Raw genomic sequence first — 16,281 nt, 5'->3', positions numbered from 1 at the left:
GCTACCAGCCCCGGCGGCGCGGCGCCGTGCCCACCAGTTGTTGGCCCTTGCCGGTCGCCTCGCGGCTGCGATAGACGATGTAGGGCCGGAACAGGTAGACGACCGGGGCACTGAACACGTGCACCAGCCGGGTGAACGGCCACAGCGTGAACAGCACCATGCCGATCAACGCGTGCAGCTGGTAGTCCAGCGGCGCGTTGATCATCACCTCGCCGTGCGGCTGCAGTATCCAGATCCGGCGGAACCACAAACCGACCGTGTAGCGGTAGTGGAATTCGCCGCCGTGCGGGCCGGTGCCGATCAGGTCGCAGTACAGGCCCACCACGATCGCCAGCACCAGCACCAGATACATCACCTTGTCGCTGCGGGTGGTGGCCATGGACACGGCGGGGCGGGTGAACCGCCGGTAGACGAGTAGCCCGATCCCGACGAGCGTCGCGACGCCGGCGATCGAGCCGGCGATGACCGCCTGCATGTGGTAGACGTGGTCGCTCATCTTCATCAGCTGCGTGACCTTCGGCGGGATGAACAGCCCCACCACGTGTCCGGCGAAGACCGCCAGGATGCCGAAATGGAAGATGGGGCTGGCGATGCTGAGCAGTCGCGACTCGTAGATCTGCGAGGACCGTGAGGTCCAGCCGAACTTGTCGTAGCGGTAGCGCCACCAGGTCCCGACGATCAGGACCGACAGCGTGACGTACGGGGCGATATCCCAGAACAGGACGTTGCTAAACACCTGGCGTTCCTTTGCGGGGTGGCACGGTCAAGGTAAACGGTTGCAGCCCAACGGCTTCGGCGGGCGGGCCGGCCTGCGCCAGTCGCTCGGCGCGGCGCACCTCCTGATCGGTGGCCGCCGGCAGGGTCTCGCAGATCGCCGCCACGACCGGCTCGTACGGTGACTCGGCGTCGGCCAGGGCGCCGCGCAGCACGTCGATCGGCACGCGGTGCTGGGTCAGCAGCCGCCGTCCGGCCTCCGGGTCGACGGTGGCGGCGAATTCGAGCACCACGGCCAGATGATCGGGCGCCTCGCCGCTCGGTGGCTGCGCACCCGCCTCGCGGTAGGCGGTGGCGAACGCCAGCATCTCCCGTCCGCGGTTGCGGGTGTCCCCCGCGGTCCAGTACGTCAGATACATGGTGGCGCGCCGGCGCATATCGAACGTCGCGACGTAGTCCATCGCCGCGGCCATCGGCTCACGGGCACGCAGCGCCGCGACCGTCTGCCCGAGGAGCGTCGCCGCGGGACCGCTGATGTGGCCGAGGATTTCGTCGACGGCGTCCAGGCGTTCGGTGAACCCGTCGTCCGGATAGGCCAGCAGCAGCGACGCCGCCTGCCACACCAGGCGGTCCTGCATCGCCCGGCCGGTGGAACGCTCCCGGAGCGCGGACAGCAACCTCACCGCTTCTGCTCCTCGGGGAACATTCCCGCGGGCACCTGGCCGCCGTCCCAATTGAGCAGGTTCACCCGCGGCCGGGCGTGAGCGGGTTCTGCTTCCGCGGAGCCGCCGCGCTGGAGCGCGTGGAAGGTTTCCACCGACACCGGTATCGGTTCGGATTCGTACATGCCCGGGCCGCCCTCGCCCGTCAACGAACAGCCCATCTCCTCGAGCTCGCGGGCCTGCGGGGCGAACGCCGTCGGAATCACGTAGCGCTCTTCGTATTTCGCGATGGCGAGCAGCCGGTACATCTCGTAGATCTGCTCTTCGGTCATGCCGACCGAATGCGGGATGTGCGGCTGGGTGTCGCGGCCGAGGTTGATGTCGCGCATGTAGGAGCGCATCGCCGCCAGCCGCCGCAGCACCCCTTCCACGACGGCGGTGTCGCCGGCGGTGAACAGTTCGGCGAGATATTGCATCGGGATGCGCAGCGCGTCCAGCGCGCCGAACAGGTTGCCGATGTCCTCCCCGTCGTGCCCGTCACGGCTGACCGCGTCGACCACCGGCGACAGCGGCGGGATGTACCAAACCATCGGCATGGTGCGGTATTCCGGGTGCAGCGGCAACGCCACCTGGTAGGTGTGGATCAGCGCGTAGATCGGGGAACGCTGCGCGGCCTCGATCCACTCGTCGGGGATGCCCTCGGCCCGGGCACCGGCGATGACGTTCGGATCGTTAGGGTCCAGCAGGATCTCGCACTGCGCCCGATAGAGATCGGTGTCTTTTTCCACCGACGCCGCTTCCAGCACCCGGTCGGCGTCGTAGAGCACCACCCCGAGGTAGCGCAGCCGGCCCACGCAGGTCTCCGAGCAGATCGTCGGCAGGCCGACCTCCATGCGCGGATAGCACAGCGTGCACTTCTCGGCTTTGCCCGTCTTGTGGTTGAAATAGACCTTCTTGTAAGGACATCCGGACACGCACATCCGCCAGCCGCGGCAGCGGTCCTGGTCCACCAGCACGATGCCGTCCTCGCTGCGCTTGTACATCGCGCCCGACGGGCACGACGCCACACAGGAGGGGTTGAGGCAGTGCTCGCAGATCCGGGGCAGGTAGAACATGAAGGTCTCTTCGAGCTTGAGCTTGATCTCCTCGTTGACCTTCTTCAGGATCGGGTCCCCGGCCAGGATCTCCGACGAGCCGGCCAGGTTGTCATCCCAGTTCGGCCCCCACGAAACCTTCATCGGCTCACCGCTGATCGCGCTTCGGGGCGCGGCGGTCGGGAACGTGTCACCCGCGGGAGCCGTGGTCAGGTTCTCGTAGTCGTAGGTCCACGGTTCGTAGTAGTCGCCGATGACGGGCAGCTTCGGGTTGGCGAAGATGCGCAGCAGCTTCTGGATGCGGCCGCCGTCGCGCAGCCGCAGCCGGCCCTTCTTGTCGCGAATCCAGCCGCCCCGCCAGCGCTCCTGGTCCTCGTAGGTGCGCGGATAGCCTTGGCCGGGACGGGTTTCGACGTTGTTGAACCACACGTATTCGGTGCCGGACCGGTTGGTCCACGCCTGCTTGCAGGTCACCGAGCAGGTGTGGCAACCGATGCACTTGTCGAGGTTCATCACCATCGCCAACTGCGCCATGACCTTCATCAGATGTCTCGCTTCGCTCGGGCTATCAATACGCCACCTCCTGGCTGCGGCGCCGCACGACGGTCACCTCGTCGCGCTGGTTGCCGGTCGGTCCCAGGTAGTTGAACGCGAAGGCGTGCTGGCCGTAGCCGCCGGCCAGGTGGCTGGGCTTGATCCGCACCCGGGTGAGCGCGTTGTGGTTGCCGCCCCGCTTGTTGTTGGTTTCGGTGCGCGGGGTGTCGACGGTGCGCTCCTGGACGTGGTAGACGTACACCACCCCGTCGGGCATCCGGTGCGAGACGATCGCCCGGCACACGTAGATGCCGTTGACGTTCACCGCCTCGACCCAATCGTTATCGCGCACTTGGATTTTCGCTGCGTCGCCGGGGCTCATCCACATTGTCGGGCCGCCGCGGGACAACGAGAGCATGTAGAGGTTGTCCTGGTAGGTGGAGTGGAAGGACCACTTCGAGTGCGGCGTCAGGTATCGCACCGTGAGCCCGATTCCGTCCTCGGTCGGCCCGAGTGTCGGTGCGCCGAACAAGCGCGCCATGTCCAGCGGCGGGCGGAAGACCGGCAGGTGCTCGCCGAGTTCCTCGACCCAGTCGTGGGCGAGATAGAAATGCATCCGCCCGGTCAGGGTGTGGAACGGCTTGAGGTTTTCGATGTTGATGGTGAACGGTGCGTAGCGGCGACCGCCCGTTTCGCTGCCCGACCATTCCGGGCTGGTGACCACGGGCACGGGCCGCGCCTGGGTGTCGGCGTAACTGATGCGCTTGTCCTCGCTGCCCTCGGCCAGGTGCACCAGCCGCTGTCCCGTGCGCTTTTCCAGCTCGTGGAAACCCTCGACCGCCAGGCGCCCGTTGGTCGTCCCCGACAGCAGCAGCAGCACGTCGGCCATCCGGGCGGCGGTGGTCACGGCCGGACGGCCCGCTGCCACACCGGATTTGAGCACCCCGAACTTGGCGGCGAGCTCCTCGACCTCCCGGAACGGGTGCACGGTGATGCCCTTGGTAGTCAGCCCGAACTTGTCGACCAGCGGACCCAGCGTCAGCCACTTGTCGTAGATGGCACCGTAGTCACGTTCCACCACGGTGAGCTTGCCCATGGTGCGGCCCGGCACCGGCGTCGCACCGGTGTGCAGCCAGTCGGATTCGGTGCCATCGGGATAGGCCATCGCGTCGGGTGTGTCGTGCTGCAGCGCGCTGAGCACCACGTCGGTGCGGGTGCCCAGATGCTCCTTGGCCATGGCGCTGAACGCGCGGGCGATGGCGCCGAAAGCGTCGAAGTCCGAACGTGTTTCCCAGGGCGGGTCGGTCGCGGCGCTGAACGCGTGCACGTAGGGGTGCATGTCGGTGCTGGAGATGTCGGACTTTTCGTACCAGGTCGCCGCCGGCAGCACGACATCCGAAACCAGGGTCGTCGACGTCATCCGGAAGTCGATCGACATCATCAGGTCGAGCTTGCCCTCGGGGATGTCCCCCTCGCACGTCACGTCGACGGGCCGCGCCCCGTCCTCGGGCGGCAGCGCCGATGCGTTGGAGTCGGTTCCCAGCAGGTGGCGCAGGAAGTATTCGCCCCCCTTGCCCGACGACCCGATCAGGTTGGCGCGCCACACGGTGAGCACCCGGGGCCAGTTGACGGGGTTGTCGGGATCGGTCACCGCGAGTTTGAGTTCGCGCTGGCCGAGCTGCTCGGCGACGTAGTCGGCGACGTCGCGACCCGCGGCGCGCGCCTCGTCGGCGACGTCCAGACTGGACCGGTCGAACTGCGGGTAGTACGGGCTCCATCCCATGGCCACCGACGACGCCAGCAGGTCCATGGTGTGCTTGCCCGCGAAGCGGCCCCGGCCCACCGGGCTGGACAGCTTGTCCGCGCCGTAACCGTCATAGCGCCATTGGTCGGTGTGCGCGTACCAGTACGAGGCGCCGGGCACCTGGCGCGGCGGGCGCACCCAGTCGGTGGCCATCGCCATCGTGTGGAATCCGGTGAGCGGGCGCACTTTTTCCTGGCCCACATAATGGGCCCAGCCGCCCCCGTTGCGGCCCATCGACCCGGTCAGCATCAGCAGCGCCAGCACCGCGCGGTAGATCGCGTCGGCGTGGAACCAGTGGCAGATGCCCCCGCCCATGATGATCATGGAGCGGCCGCCGGATTCCTCGGCGCTGTGGGCGAATTCCCGCGCGACGCGGATGGCTTGGGCGGCCGACACACCGGTGATCGCTTCCTGCCATGCCGGGGTGTTCTGCTGCGTCGCGTCGTCATAGCCGGTGGGCCATTCGCCGGGCAACCCCGCGCGGGCGACGCCATACTGCGCGAGCATCAGGTCGAAGACGGTGCACACCATGTGCTTGCCGATGCGGCGCACCGGGACGCCGCGCGCCACGGTGGTGCCCTCGCCGTCGACGGTGTCGAAGCTGGGCATGTGCACCAGCGCGGTGCTGCCCTCCCCGTTGGAGCGGTGCGCGTCGCGCACGCTGAGCGCCGGCACCAGGTCACCGAGGTCCAGGTTCCACTTGCCGACACCGGATTCGCCGTACCGAAATCCCAGCGAACCGTGTGGCACCACAACGGAATTGGTCGTTTCGTCCAGCACCGCGGGCTTGAGTGCCGCGTTCTCAACCGCCTCGCCCAGGTCCGCCGCCGTCAGGTTCTTGCCCGGCACCAGCATGTCGCCGCGTTCTTCCAGCTTGATCAGGAACGGCAGATCGGTGTAGCGACGCGAATAGTCGACGAAGAACGGAACCTGCTTTCGCACATAGCATTCCGAGAGAATGACGTGCCCCATCGCCATGGCCAGCGCCCCGTCGGTGCCGGCCGCGCACGGCATCCACTCGTCGGCGAACTTGGTGTTGTCGGCGTAGTCGGGGCTGACGGTGACGACCTTGGTGCCGCGGTAACGCGCCTCGGCCATCCAGTGCGCGTCGGGGGTCCGGGTGATCGGCACGTTGGAGCCCCACATCATCAAATACGCTGCGTCCCACCAATCTCCGGATTCGGGGACGTCGGTCTGGTCGCCGAACACCTGCGGTGAGGCCACCGGGAGGTCGGCGTACCAGTCGTAGAACGACGTCATGGGAGCGCCGATCAGCTCGAAGAATCGCGAGCCGGCGGCATACGACACCATCGACATCGCCGGGATCGGGGAAAATCCGGCGACCCGATCCGGGCCGTAGGTCTTGATGGTGTGCACGTGGGCGGCGGCGATCAGCTCGGTGGCCTCGGCCCAGGTGACGCGGACCAGTCCGCCCTTTCCGCGCGCCCGCTGATAGCGCCGGCGGCGTTCGGGGTCGGCCTGGATGTCGGCCCACGCCAGCACGGGATCACCCAGGCGCGCCTTGGCCTCCCGGTACATCTCGACCAGCACGCCGCGGGCGTAGGGATAGCGCACCCGGGTGGGCGAGTAGCTGTACCAGGAGAACGACGCACCGCGGGGGCAACCGCGCGGCTCGTACTCGGGGCGGTCCGGACCCACCGACGGATAGTCGGTCTGCTGGGTTTCCCAGGTGATGATCCCGTCTTTGACGTAGATCTTCCAGGAGCAGGACCCGGTGCAGTTCACGCCGTGCGTGGAGCGAACCACCTTGTCGTGGCTCCACCGGTCGCGGTAGAACACGTCGGCCTCGCGGCCGCCCCGCCGCGTCACGGTGCGCAGGTCGGCCGAGATCTCGCCCGGCGTGAAGAACCGCCCGCTGCGCTCCAAGAGCTCTTCGAGCACTCCACCAATGTGCGGTGTGGCAGTCAAGAAGTACTCCTCCTCGTCGGTAGCGTCGCGCCGCGTAGCCCGGCCCTGTGCGTGGCCCCAGTTGAGTTGTGTTCGGCGATCAGCCCCGTGAGCCGCCCGTCCGCACCAGCTCGGATCGGCTCAGCCATCGACATTTCGGGCCCGCGGGCTGGGCGGCGATACCGCACCAGCATAGGTCGATGTGCGCGGGGCGATCACCTTCGCCGCGCGCGCTGAGTCTGCGAGAAACAGGGTCATGAGCATCGGTTTTCGCGCACGCGAAGGCCTCCCGGTCGGGCACCGAGCCGGGACGGCAAAGGTCTGGACAGCCATCTGGCTAGTTATCGGCACGCACATCCAGGGCAGATTCGTGTGGCGTTATTACAAGTCATTTTGTTGCCTTCAGTTCACTGTGGCGACCTGCAACGCGGCTGTACATCAGCTGCGGGAAGTCTGTGGACTTGTTGCCAGGGCCGTTCACAGGGCGCCGGCCAGGGCCGGAAGCCAGCCCCGGTCGGCCGGCACCCAGTCGAGATCGTGCAGCTCAGCGGCGGTGATCCAGCGCAGGGCCCGGTGCTCACGCGCGTCCGGACGGCCGCCGAGCAAATGCACCCGGTAGGCGCGCAGTGTGATCCCGCCGTCCACCGCGATGTCCGCGCCGAGCCGCTCGCCCACCGCGACGTCGCCCGCCGCCAAGCCGAGCTCCTCGGCCAGCTCGCGGGCCAGCGCGTCGCGCTCGGTCTCACCGGGCGCGACCTTGCCCCCGGGCAGCTCCCAGCGCCCGGCCAGCTCCGGCGGGCGTACCCGCTGTGCCACCAAGACGCGCGCGTCGCGGATGAGGGCGCCCGCGACGACGATCTGGGTCGGCATGGCCAGTGACGGTATACCGTCGCGTCCTGGCTGTGTTATCGCGCGGCCACCACGGCGGGCACCGAGGTTGGCGCACTCATTCCCGGCGCGCTGTGAAGGCCGGCGTTGTCTGGGTATGCACTAGGTCGGCCGATCGCACTCAGTGAGGAGAAGCGCCATGCCCAACGTGTTCATCGAACCGCGACCAAAGGGCCGCGACGGAGACCCGATCACGCACTACGTCGTCGAGGACCACGGCGACAGCGAGCTCCACCAGAGCCAAACCCAGCAGGAGGCCATCGACTGGGCGAAGCAGCAGGGCCATTCACCCCTCGTCGCCCGCGTCCGCCATCTCAGCGACAAACAGAAGCCCGACCAGTGGCGGGGAGTCTAGGTCCTGACGTCCCGGATCTCCGTAACATTCTCGGTAGCAAGGATTTTGGACAACAGAACGGTGACGAGTCATGGCTGTGTTAACGGATGAGCAAGTAGACGCCGCATTGCCCGATCTGGACGGATGGGAGCGTGCCGACGGCGCCCTGCGCCGCTCGATCAAATTCGGAAGCTTCCTGGCCGGCATCGATGCGGTGCGCCGCGTCGCCGAGCACGCGGAAAGCAAGGACCACCACCCGGACATCGATATTCGCTGGCGGACAGTGACTTTCGCTCTCGTCACCCACTCCGAGGGTGGCATCACCCAAAACGATGTCGACATGGCCCGCGACATCAACGGGATCGTCGACAGCTAGCCGGCGGGCCGTACCCCGGGCGCGGCGTCTCGGCCGCGGTTGCCGGTGGCCGCGATCCAGATCAGCGTCGCCACCGCCGCCACGGTGTAGATCAGCCCGGCCCAGGCCAGATACCACGGGCGGCCGATCTGCCAGATGGTCGGTTGAGCGAAGCTCAGCAACCACGGCACGCCGATCAGGGTGAGCGCCAACCACCCCCAGCCGGCGATTCGCGCCCCGCGCAGCGTGCGCCCCGCGCCGTGGATCGCCCAGATCATCAACGGCAACAGCCACACCCAGTGGTGGGTCCAGGAGATCGGCGACAGCAGCAGCCCGAACAGTTCGACCACGATCAGCCTGCCCAGCTGATCGGCGGCGTCCAGCGCGCGCCAGGCCAGGACGGCCAGCACCGCGGTGACGACGAGCGCGACCACCAGCGGCGGCCCGAATCCGACGTCGTGGCCCAGGATCCGTGAGATGGCGCCGCGCCACGATTGATTGAACGAGGTGGCGATGGGACCCACCCGGTGAGCGTCGCCCAGTAGTTCGGTGAAGTAGTAGCGGGTCTGGTCGCCGACGACCACGACCGAAATCCCAACGGTGGCAACGAAAACGACCGCCGAGAACACCGCCGCGCCCCACCGCCGGGCGCCGGCCAGATAGACCCCGGAGATGGCGGGGGTCAACTTGATTCCGGCGGCCGCTCCGACCAACAATCCCGACAGCCACCATCGCGTGGTGTAGACCGCCCACAGCACCGCGGTCATGAGCAGAACATTGACCTGGCCGTAGTCGAATGTGCTGCGCAGCGGCTCAATCCAGATCGTGATCGCCGTCCACGCCATCGCCAGTCGGTGGCCGCGGGGACCGGCTGGCGTGGCCGTCAGGCGCTGGCTGATCCGGATCGCGCCGTACAGGGCGGCCATGGTCGCGATCTGCCACAGGAATGCGACGAGCCCGAACGGCAGCAGGTGCAGCGGATAGAAGACGACGGCCGCGAAGGGTGGGTAGGTGAACGGCAGCGGGAAGTCCGGTGTCTGGTCGGCGTAGACGTAGCCGTACAGGGTGCCGGGATGGTCGATCGCGGCGGCTCCGCCGAGGTAGACGTGCAGGTCGACGAAGTTCGCGCCGTTGGGGGCCAGGTACGTCCAGGCCAGCCGCGCCGCGACGCTCGCGATGAGCAGGATCGGCGCGGCCACGACAAGGCGATTCGCCAACCGCTGGGTGATGGGCGCCGCCCGGGCGGCCGAGATGGTGTCTATCCGCCCGACTCTAGCGATCGGACCATGCGGCGCTGCCCCCTCGGTCCCCGAGATCCATGCACATCTATGCAGTGCGCGCCATTTCGCGCGTTCGGTCACCGCTCCCACTCGTATCCGTAACGAATAAATAAATGCCACACGTGTCACTTGAGTCCCATCTGCATCAAAGTAGCTTCAGCGCCGGGACCTGTAATCGATCAATCAGGGAGAGTCATGCCAACCATCTGGACTTACTTGCGTGCAGCCGCCGTCCTGGCCGGTTCGTCCGCAGCACTATTGACGGGCGGTATCGCCCACGCCGACCCCGTGCCGGCTCCGGCGGTGCCGAACATTCCGCAGCAGCTGATCAGCTCGGCGGCCAACGCACCGCAAATCCTGCAGAACCTCGCGACCGCACTCGGCGCCACGCCGCCCGCGGCGCCCGCCACACCGGGCATCAGCTTCCCGGGTGTTCCCGCGGCCGCCTCGCCGGCATCGGCGACCACGGCGGGCATCCCGTCGATCCCCGGCCTGACGCCGGCGGCCCCCGCCGCTCCCGCGTCATCTCCGGCGGCGGTGCCGTCCATTCCGGGGCTGGCGCAGTCGGCGACGCCCGCCGCGCCGGCGTCGCCCTCTGCGGCGAGCGGCATTCCGGGGATGATTCAGGGCTTGACCGGCGCGCAGCCGGCGGCCGCGAGTCCGGCCGCGCCGGCCTCCTCGTCGATCCCGGGCCTGCCCGCGATCCCGGGGCTGTCGGCGCCGAGCGCGCCGGCCACGCCGCCCGCACCGCAAATCCCGCAGGCGCAGGTCAACATGCCGGCGATGCCCGCGGGCCTTCCGGTCAACGTCCCCCCGCAGGTGCGGCTTCCGCAGGATCTGCCGGCGCTGGCCTCGGGCCAGACCCCGGCGGCACCAGCCGCTCCGGCCGCACCCGCGCCGGCCGCCAGCCCGGCCGGACCGGCAGCGCCGCTGCTCGCCGCCCTGCCTTGAGCAGCGTCGTCATCGGCCTAACCCACCACTGAGAACCGGAGGACACCGTGGCAACCACTTGGAATCTGTCCAAAGGTTTGGCCGCTGTCGTCACGGCATCGGTTGCCGCGCTCGGGCTTTGCCCGAGCGCGGCAGCCGACCCGGCGGCGCCGCAGCCGACACCACAATCCAGCGCGGCCCAACAGCTGCCGGGGCTGCCTGCCCTGTCGCAGCTCAGCCCGCTCATCCAGCAGGCGGCCGGCGACCCGCAGCAGGCTACACAGCTGCTCATGGCCGCGGCGCAAGCCTTCGCCCACAGCCCGACCGCTCCCAGCGAGTCCAAAAACGTGGCGGCGGCGGTGAATCAGTTCGTCCAAGAGCCCACCGCCCCGGTGCAACACGTTCCGGCGACCGGGGTGGAACCCGGTGTGCAGGCGCACCTGCCGGCGGGGATCAACCCGGTGCACGCGGCGGGTCCCGCGCCCCAGCCGGCACCCGAGGCGCACCTGCCGGCCGGCGTCGACCCGGCGCACGCGGCCGGGCCCGCACCCGCCGCCGCGCCGGCGCCCGCGCCCGCTCAGCCCGCGAATGTGCCCGTCGCGGCGCCGATTCCGGCGCCACCCGCGCCCGCCGCCGCGCCCCCGGCACCGGAGGCCGCCCCGGCGCCTGCACCCGCGCCGGACGCCGCCCCGACCGCGGCCGCCCCGGGATTCGGCGCCGACACGCCGCCCACGCAGGACTTCATGTATCCGTCGATCGGCACCAACTGCCTGGCCGATGGCAGCAGCGCCATCGCCACCGCGCTGTCGGTCGCGGGACCGGCCAAGATTCCGCTTCCCGGCCCGGGGCCCGGCCAGACCGCCTACGTGTTCACCGCGGTCGGCACGCCCGGACCCGCCGAGGTGCAGAAGCTGCCGTTGAACGTCACCTGGGTGAACCTGACCACCGGCAAGTCCGGCACCGTCGCCCTCACGCCGCGACCGGACATCAACCCGGACGGGCCGACGACGCTGAGCGCGATCGCCGACACGGGCTCGGGCAGCATCATGTCGACGATCTTCGGTCAGGTCACGACCAAGGAAAAGCAGTGCCAGTTCATGCCGACGATCGGCTCGACGGTGGTGCCGTAACACACCAGCGCCGTCACCGTTTCGCCACCTGCGAACGCGCGTGTCCCCGCACCGGGGTCACGCGCGTTCGCTTTAGTACGCCATGAACAGGATCGCGTCGCGGTCGTACTCGAGGCCGGGATGAACGCTGGCGAGATGAGCCTGGGTCAGTTCGACCAGCTCGTCCTCGTCCTTGCCGACAATGGCCTCGCCGCACGGACACGTTATGTGTGTCTTCACGTTGCTGCCCTTCCCTTCTGTGCACCGACTACTTCGCCGCTTTGGCTGCCGCCTTCATCTGCTTCTTGTAGGCACGCACCGCGCCCATCGACTCGGCGTCGACGATATCGGCGACGGAGATGTGCGTGCCCGCCTTGCCGAACTCGCCGGCGGCCGCGCGCCAGCCCTTCGGCGTCACGCCGTACTGCTTGCCCAGCAGCGCCAGAAAGATCTGCGCCTTGGCCGCACCGAAACCGGGCAGCCCCTTGATGCGCCGCAGCAGCTCCTCGCCGTCGGGGTCACCCGAGGTCCACAAGCCCGCGGCGTCACCGTCGTAGCGGTCCACGATGATCTGGGCCAGGGTCTGGATACGTTTGGCCATCGATCCCGGAAAACGGTGTATCGCAGGTCGTTCCGAGCACAGCGCGGCGAACTTGTCCGGGTCGTACTCGGCGATCTCGTGAGCGCCGAAACTGCCCATGCGGTCCGCGATCTTCTTCGGTCCCGAAAAGGCGGTCTCGAACGGCACCTGCTGATCGAGGACCATCCCGATGAGCAGGGCCAACGGATCCTCGTCCAGCAGCGCGTCGGCCTCGGGATCTTGAGCCAGCCAAAGTTTCACCGTCAACGACCTTCCTTTCGGTGAACACCCTACGACCGAGACCGGTTGGTGCGACAGCAACCACCGAAACCGCGCCTACGATCAGCACCCTAACCGTCGAGTTATCGTGACGTGGTGGTGGATGAGGCCCGATTGGAGCTGATGCTGGCCCGCGACGAACTGCACGCGCTCGTCACGTCCTACTGCCGCGCCGTCGACCGCGCCGACTACGAAGGCCTGCGGGAGATGTATCACCCCGACGCGACCGACTCGCACGGGGAGTTCTCGACCGGGGGCGTCGAACAGTTCATCGCGCAGTTGCAGGCCGCGCAGCCGTATGTGCGTGTCTCCCAACACAACATCACCACGACGAACTTCGTGGTCGCGGGTGAAAAGGCCCACGGTGAGGTCTACTGCCTGGTGTTTCACACCTTCGCCGGTCCCGACCACGACGTCGACGTCATCATCGGCGGCCGGTACCTGGACGAGTACACCAGGCACGACGGCCGTTGGAAGTTCAGCCGCCGCACCATCGTGGCGGACTGGGCCTACCAGAACGACCCGTCCCGACTGGACTTCGGACATCCCAGCACCCGAGGAAGCCTGCGCGGCAAACCGGGGCGAGACGACCCCTCGATCGGCCTGTTCTGCCCGCCCAGCGGCTAGGCGAATCGGGCCGTCTCCCAACGAGTCTCGGGGATCAGCCGCTCTTGCGGCGGAACTCGCGCCGGTTACCCGCCGCGCCGTGCGCCCGGGACTGCTTGCCGGCGCCGTCCTTGTGGTCGGATCCGGTCGAGGATTTCGCCATCTTGCGGTCGAGCGCTTCGCGGAACTTGCGCTTGGTGTCCTCGTCCGACCCGGGCGATTCAGAAGCCCCCGAAGACTTGGACGACTGTGAACCCTGCCGAGCATTCGATGCGGCCATACGGGCAGCTTAGCCCCGGTTTGACGGGCGGGCGCGCAGGCGGCGCGGCTACCGCATGCCGGGCGGCATGCCGTACAGGTGCGAGATCGGCAACGTCAGCAGCACCCGCCGATCGGTGACCATCGCCTGCCGGTATTCGTCCCAATCCGGATGTTCGCCGGCGATGTTGCGGTACAAGGCAATCAACGCCTCCACGGTGCTGTCGCCGGGCGCGGCCGCCGGGGGGGTCAGTTCGGCGGTGCCCTCGGCGACGGCGTACGACCAGCCGTCGTCGGCGTCGACCAGGATCGACGCCCGCGGGTCCCGGCGCAGGTTGCGCGTTTTGGCGCGCGGCTCGGTGATCGACACCTGGATCGCCATGCTGCGCGGGTCGAAGTGGTAGCTCACGTTCGACAGCTGCGGTCGCCCGTCGCGCTTGATGGTGGCCAGCACCCCGAGGGAATGTCCGCTTATCAAGGCCAGCAGCTTGTCGTCGAAGACTTGGCGTCCCATGACGAAAGCCTACGTCGCGCGCCGCCCGGGCGGCCCGGGATGGTCGTCCCCCGGCCGGGCTGGTGGAATCGGGGCATGACCAAGTACGCGGCGTTTCTGCGTGGCGTGAACGTCGGGGGCGTCAATCTGAAGATGGCCGAGGTGGCGGCCGCGCTCACCGACGCGGGCTTCACCGAGGTGCGAACCGTGTTGGCCAGCGGCAACGTCGTGCTGGAGTCGTCGGCCGGCGTGGCAGCGGTGCGCAGGAAGGCCGAGGCGGCGTTGCGCGAACGGTTCGGCTACGACGCCTGGGTGCTCGCCTATGACATCGGCACCGTGCGCGAGGTGGTCGACGCCTATCCGTTCGAGCGCGACGCCGACGGCTACCAGTCCTACGTCACGTTCGTCGCCGATAAGGCGGTGCTCGACGAGCTCGCCGCGCTGGGTCAGGAGGCCGGCCCGGCCGAGCGGATCAGCCGCGGTGACGGCGTCCTCTACTGGCAGGTCCCCAAGGGCGGCACCCTGGACAGCACCATCGGCAAGACGATGGGCAAGGCGCGCTACAAGTCGTCGACCACGACGCGCAACCTGCGCACGCTCGTCAAGGTGCTGCGCTGAGCGGTACTACCGCATGGGCTGCGCGCCAACGCTTTTCGAAGCTTTACCGCTTACTCGTCGGGCACCGATTCGATGTAGCGCAGGGCATCGGCTTTGTCCAACCCGAGTCCGCGGGCTACCCGGACGTACTCGCGTGCGGCGGCGGCCATAGCGGCGTCGGTCGGGTCGTAGCGGGCGACGAATGTGCCGAAGCGGCCGCGGGTTTCGATGATGGCGGCGGTCTCCAGCTCGCGGTAGGCGCGAGCCACGGTGTTGACCGCGACCCCGAGCTGGCCGGCCAGGTCCCGCACGGTGGGCAGGCGCGTGCCCGGCGGCAGCGCGCCCTCGCGGACCCCGTCGATCACCTGCGTCCTGAGCTGGTCGAACAACGGCTTGCCCGCCTTCACGTCGACCCGCAACCAGTCACCCAGCTCCACCCGTTCAGTATCCCCCACCTCCGGCTATCTTGGTGGGATGCGCGTAGCGGTGCTCAGCGGCGCGGGGATCTCCGCGGAAAGCGGTGTGCCGACGTTCCGCGACGACAAGAACGGGTTGTGGGCCCGCTTCGATCCCTACGAGCTGTCCAGCACGCAAGGGTGGCGCGACAACCCCCAGCGCGTCTGGGGCTGGTACCTGTGGCGGCATTACCTGGTCGCCGACGTGCAACCCAATGCGGGCCATCGCGCCATCGCCGCCTGGCAGGACGACGCCCGGGTCACCGTCATCACCCAGAACGTCGACGACCTGCACGAGCGCGCCGGCAGCGGTTCCGTCCACCACCTGCACGGGAGCCTGTTCGAATTCCGTTGTGCGCGTTGCGCTGAGCCATACAGCGGCGCGCTCCCGCACATGCCCGAACCGGCGCTCGAGGTGGAGCCCCCGGTGTGTCAGTGCGGCGGCCTGATCCGGCCCGACATCGTGTGGTTCGGTGAACAGTTGCCCGACGAGCCGTGGCAGCGCGCCGTCGAGGCGACCGAGTCCGCCGACGTGATGGTGGTGGTCGGGACGTCGGCGATCGTCTATCCGGCGGCCGGGCTCGCGGAGCTGGCGCTGGCGCGCGGCGCCGCCGTCATCGAGGTCAATCCCGAAGTCACGCCGCTGTCGGCCAACGCCACCCTCAGCATCCGCGAGTCGGCGAGCCAGGCGTTGCCGGGACTGCTGCAGCGGCTGCCCGCCCTGCTGAACTAGGCGGGCCGGCGCGCGCGGCCCAGCAGGAGTTCGGACACCGGCATCGGCGCCCAGGCCGGCAGGGTCCACTCCCGCCGCGAGGTGTCGACTTCGAATCCCGCGTCGAGGATCGAGCGTTCGGTGTCGCGATGGGTGTGGCAGTTGCCAAACAGCCGGGGCCACAACGTCGCATCGACGAAACGCTGAAAGCGGCCCCGCGCGCCGGCACTGGCGATGTGCTCGAGGTAGCGCAGTTCCCCACCGGGTCGCAGCAACGAGTACAGGCGCCGCAGCACGGCGCCCGGGTCACGCACCGAGCACAACACCAGCGAGCACACCACCGCGTCGAACGGCTCACCGGCGCTGAGGCTTTCGGCCGTCTCGCCGGAAACGATCACCCGGGCGGGCGCCGCGTCGGCGGCGGCGCGGGCCCGCGCCGCCAGCCGCGGTTCGGGCTCCACCGCGATGACCTCGTCGACCGACGCCGGATAGTGCGGAAAGTTCGTCCCGATCCCCGCGCCGACTTCCAACACCCGGCCGGACAACCCGGCCAGGTTCTCCCGCCGCAGGACCCGGATCGCCTCGGCTTCATGGTTGGCGACGAAAGGCCAGACGCGCGCGAAGAAGGGATTGTCGACCGCCGTTGTCATACGTGTGTGAACCTTCCGACTCGGATGACGCCCAGAATA

Annotated in this window: 19 protein-coding genes; 7 read left to right on the top strand and 12 right to left on the bottom strand. The window is 68.6% G+C overall.

Annotated elements, in window-relative coordinates:
• Position 1 precedes the first annotated feature (1 nt).
• The 5 genes from narI to W7U_RS02510 form a co-directional block, all read right to left on the bottom strand.
• Positions 2-736: a respiratory nitrate reductase subunit gamma gene (narI, locus tag W7U_RS02530; RefSeq protein WP_008254506.1), complete on the bottom strand. Its 735-nt coding sequence runs from the start codon at positions 734-736 to the stop codon at positions 2-4.
• Complete coding sequence (narJ, locus tag W7U_RS02525; protein WP_008254504.1) at positions 729-1,397, bottom strand: nitrate reductase molybdenum cofactor assembly chaperone; 669 nt, start codon at positions 1,395-1,397, stop codon at positions 729-731. Before narJ ends, narI begins: the two co-directional genes overlap by 8 nt.
• The gene (gene narH / locus W7U_RS02520; protein ID WP_008254502.1) at positions 1,394-3,013 is read right to left on the bottom strand and encodes a nitrate reductase subunit beta; all 1,620 of its coding nucleotides are present in this window, start codon (positions 3,011-3,013) and stop codon (positions 1,394-1,396) included. Before narH ends, narJ begins: the two co-directional genes overlap by 4 nt.
• A 25-nt stretch (positions 3,014-3,038) precedes the next feature.
• A complete protein-coding gene (locus W7U_RS02515; RefSeq protein WP_008254500.1) occupies positions 3,039-6,737 on the bottom strand; it encodes a nitrate reductase subunit alpha in 3,699 nt (1,232 codons plus the stop codon).
• Between the two features lie 456 nt (positions 6,738-7,193).
• Positions 7,194-7,586, bottom strand: coding sequence for a (deoxy)nucleoside triphosphate pyrophosphohydrolase (locus W7U_RS02510; RefSeq protein WP_008254498.1), 393 nt, complete (start codon positions 7,584-7,586; stop codon positions 7,194-7,196).
• Positions 7,587-7,743: 157 nt separating this feature from the next.
• Here W7U_RS02510 and W7U_RS02505 point away from each other — a divergent pair, with 157 nt between their 5' ends.
• Complete coding sequence (locus W7U_RS02505) at positions 7,744-7,959, top strand: hypothetical protein (RefSeq protein WP_008254496.1); 216 nt, start codon at positions 7,744-7,746, stop codon at positions 7,957-7,959.
• A 70-nt stretch (positions 7,960-8,029) separates the two neighbouring features.
• Entirely contained in the window at positions 8,030-8,314 is a 285-nt protein-coding gene (locus tag W7U_RS02500; RefSeq protein WP_008254493.1) for a 4a-hydroxytetrahydrobiopterin dehydratase, read from the top strand.
• On the opposite strand, the gene W7U_RS02495 is transcribed toward W7U_RS02500, so the two are convergent.
• Entirely contained in the window at positions 8,311-9,609 is a 1,299-nt protein-coding gene (locus W7U_RS02495; protein ID WP_036429156.1) for a mannosyltransferase, read from the bottom strand. The two genes, W7U_RS02500 and W7U_RS02495, sit on opposite strands and share 4 nt — an antisense overlap.
• 159 nt (positions 9,610-9,768) lie before the next feature.
• Between W7U_RS02495 and W7U_RS02490 the strand changes: the two genes are divergently transcribed.
• Both W7U_RS02490 and W7U_RS02485 read left to right on the top strand, forming a co-directional pair.
• Positions 9,769-10,524: a hypothetical protein gene (locus W7U_RS02490; RefSeq protein ID WP_008254489.1), complete on the top strand. Its 756-nt coding sequence runs from the start codon at positions 9,769-9,771 to the stop codon at positions 10,522-10,524.
• Positions 10,525-10,571: 47 nt separating this feature from the next.
• A complete protein-coding gene (locus W7U_RS02485) occupies positions 10,572-11,633 on the top strand; it encodes a hypothetical protein (RefSeq protein WP_008254486.1) in 1,062 nt (353 codons plus the stop codon).
• Positions 11,634-11,705: 72 nt separating this feature from the next.
• Here W7U_RS02485 and W7U_RS25070 read toward each other — a convergent pair whose 3' ends face one another.
• Positions 11,706-11,852 (bottom strand): hypothetical protein, encoded by a 147-nt coding sequence (locus W7U_RS25070; protein WP_003875447.1) that lies wholly within the window; start codon positions 11,850-11,852, stop codon positions 11,706-11,708.
• Positions 11,853-11,880: 28 nt separating this feature from the next.
• Entirely contained in the window at positions 11,881-12,453 is a 573-nt protein-coding gene (locus W7U_RS02480) for an HhH-GPD-type base excision DNA repair protein (protein ID WP_008254480.1), read from the bottom strand.
• A 111-nt stretch (positions 12,454-12,564) separates the two neighbouring features.
• Between W7U_RS02480 and W7U_RS02475 the strand changes: the two genes are divergently transcribed.
• Positions 12,565-13,098: a nuclear transport factor 2 family protein gene (locus tag W7U_RS02475; RefSeq protein WP_008254478.1), complete on the top strand. Its 534-nt coding sequence runs from the start codon at positions 12,565-12,567 to the stop codon at positions 13,096-13,098.
• Between the two features lie 34 nt (positions 13,099-13,132).
• Here the strand turns inward: W7U_RS02475 and W7U_RS02470 are convergent, their stop codons facing one another.
• Both W7U_RS02470 and W7U_RS02465 read right to left on the bottom strand, forming a co-directional pair.
• Positions 13,133-13,357 carry a DUF5302 domain-containing protein gene (locus W7U_RS02470; RefSeq protein ID WP_008254477.1) on the bottom strand — a complete coding sequence of 75 codons (225 nt, stop codon included), beginning with the start codon at positions 13,355-13,357 and terminating at the stop codon, positions 13,133-13,135.
• A gap of 48 nt (positions 13,358-13,405) precedes the next feature.
• Complete coding sequence (locus tag W7U_RS02465; RefSeq protein ID WP_008254475.1) at positions 13,406-13,849, bottom strand: PPOX class F420-dependent oxidoreductase; 444 nt, start codon at positions 13,847-13,849, stop codon at positions 13,406-13,408.
• Between the two features lie 75 nt (positions 13,850-13,924).
• Between W7U_RS02465 and W7U_RS02460 the strand changes: the two genes are divergently transcribed.
• Positions 13,925-14,446, top strand: coding sequence for a DUF1697 domain-containing protein (locus W7U_RS02460; RefSeq protein ID WP_008254465.1), 522 nt, complete (start codon positions 13,925-13,927; stop codon positions 14,444-14,446).
• A gap of 50 nt (positions 14,447-14,496) precedes the next feature.
• On the opposite strand, the gene W7U_RS02455 is transcribed toward W7U_RS02460, so the two are convergent.
• Positions 14,497-14,862 carry a GntR family transcriptional regulator gene (locus W7U_RS02455; protein ID WP_008254464.1) on the bottom strand — a complete coding sequence of 122 codons (366 nt, stop codon included), beginning with the start codon at positions 14,860-14,862 and terminating at the stop codon, positions 14,497-14,499.
• 37 nt (positions 14,863-14,899) lie between these two features.
• Here W7U_RS02455 and W7U_RS02450 point away from each other — a divergent pair, with 37 nt between their 5' ends.
• Positions 14,900-15,613, top strand: coding sequence for an NAD-dependent deacylase (locus tag W7U_RS02450; protein ID WP_008254463.1), 714 nt, complete (start codon positions 14,900-14,902; stop codon positions 15,611-15,613).
• Here W7U_RS02450 and W7U_RS02445 read toward each other — a convergent pair.
• A complete protein-coding gene (locus W7U_RS02445) occupies positions 15,610-16,242 on the bottom strand; it encodes a class I SAM-dependent methyltransferase (protein WP_008254462.1) in 633 nt (210 codons plus the stop codon). The genes W7U_RS02450 and W7U_RS02445 overlap by 4 nt on opposite strands.
• Positions 16,243-16,281: the final 39 nt, after the last annotated feature.

The sequence above is a fragment of the Mycobacterium sp. H4Y genome, from assembly GCF_000364405.1.
Classification (GTDB): domain Bacteria; phylum Actinomycetota; class Actinomycetes; order Mycobacteriales; family Mycobacteriaceae; genus Mycobacterium; species Mycobacterium intracellulare.
The sequence above is the reverse complement of the archived record's forward strand: the minus strand, read 5'-3'. Positions and strand labels throughout refer to the sequence as shown.

What these genes read in the sequence shown, in the direction of transcription:
- W7U_RS02445 (WP_008254462.1), bottom strand. Translation starts at nt 16,242, where the DNA reads ATGACAACGGCGGTCGACAATCCCTTCTTCGCGCGCGTCTGGCCTTTC.
- W7U_RS02510 (WP_008254498.1), bottom strand. Translation starts at nt 7,586, where the DNA reads ATGCCGACCCAGATCGTCGTCGCGGGCGCCCTCATCCGCGACGCGCGC.
- W7U_RS02505 (WP_008254496.1), top strand. Translation starts at nt 7,744, where the DNA reads ATGCCCAACGTGTTCATCGAACCGCGACCAAAGGGCCGCGACGGAGAC.
- W7U_RS02460 (WP_008254465.1), top strand. Translation starts at nt 13,925, where the DNA reads ATGACCAAGTACGCGGCGTTTCTGCGTGGCGTGAACGTCGGGGGCGTC.
- W7U_RS02470 (WP_008254477.1), bottom strand. Translation starts at nt 13,357, where the DNA reads ATGGCCGCATCGAATGCTCGGCAGGGTTCACAGTCGTCCAAGTCTTCG.
- narH (WP_008254502.1), bottom strand. Translation starts at nt 3,013, where the DNA reads ATGAAGGTCATGGCGCAGTTGGCGATGGTGATGAACCTCGACAAGTGC.
- W7U_RS02490 (WP_008254489.1), top strand. Translation starts at nt 9,769, where the DNA reads ATGCCAACCATCTGGACTTACTTGCGTGCAGCCGCCGTCCTGGCCGGT.
- W7U_RS02465 (WP_008254475.1), bottom strand. Translation starts at nt 13,849, where the DNA reads ATGGGACGCCAAGTCTTCGACGACAAGCTGCTGGCCTTGATAAGCGGA.
- W7U_RS02500 (WP_008254493.1), top strand. Translation starts at nt 8,030, where the DNA reads ATGGCTGTGTTAACGGATGAGCAAGTAGACGCCGCATTGCCCGATCTG.
- W7U_RS02450 (WP_008254463.1), top strand. Translation starts at nt 14,900, where the DNA reads ATGCGCGTAGCGGTGCTCAGCGGCGCGGGGATCTCCGCGGAAAGCGGT.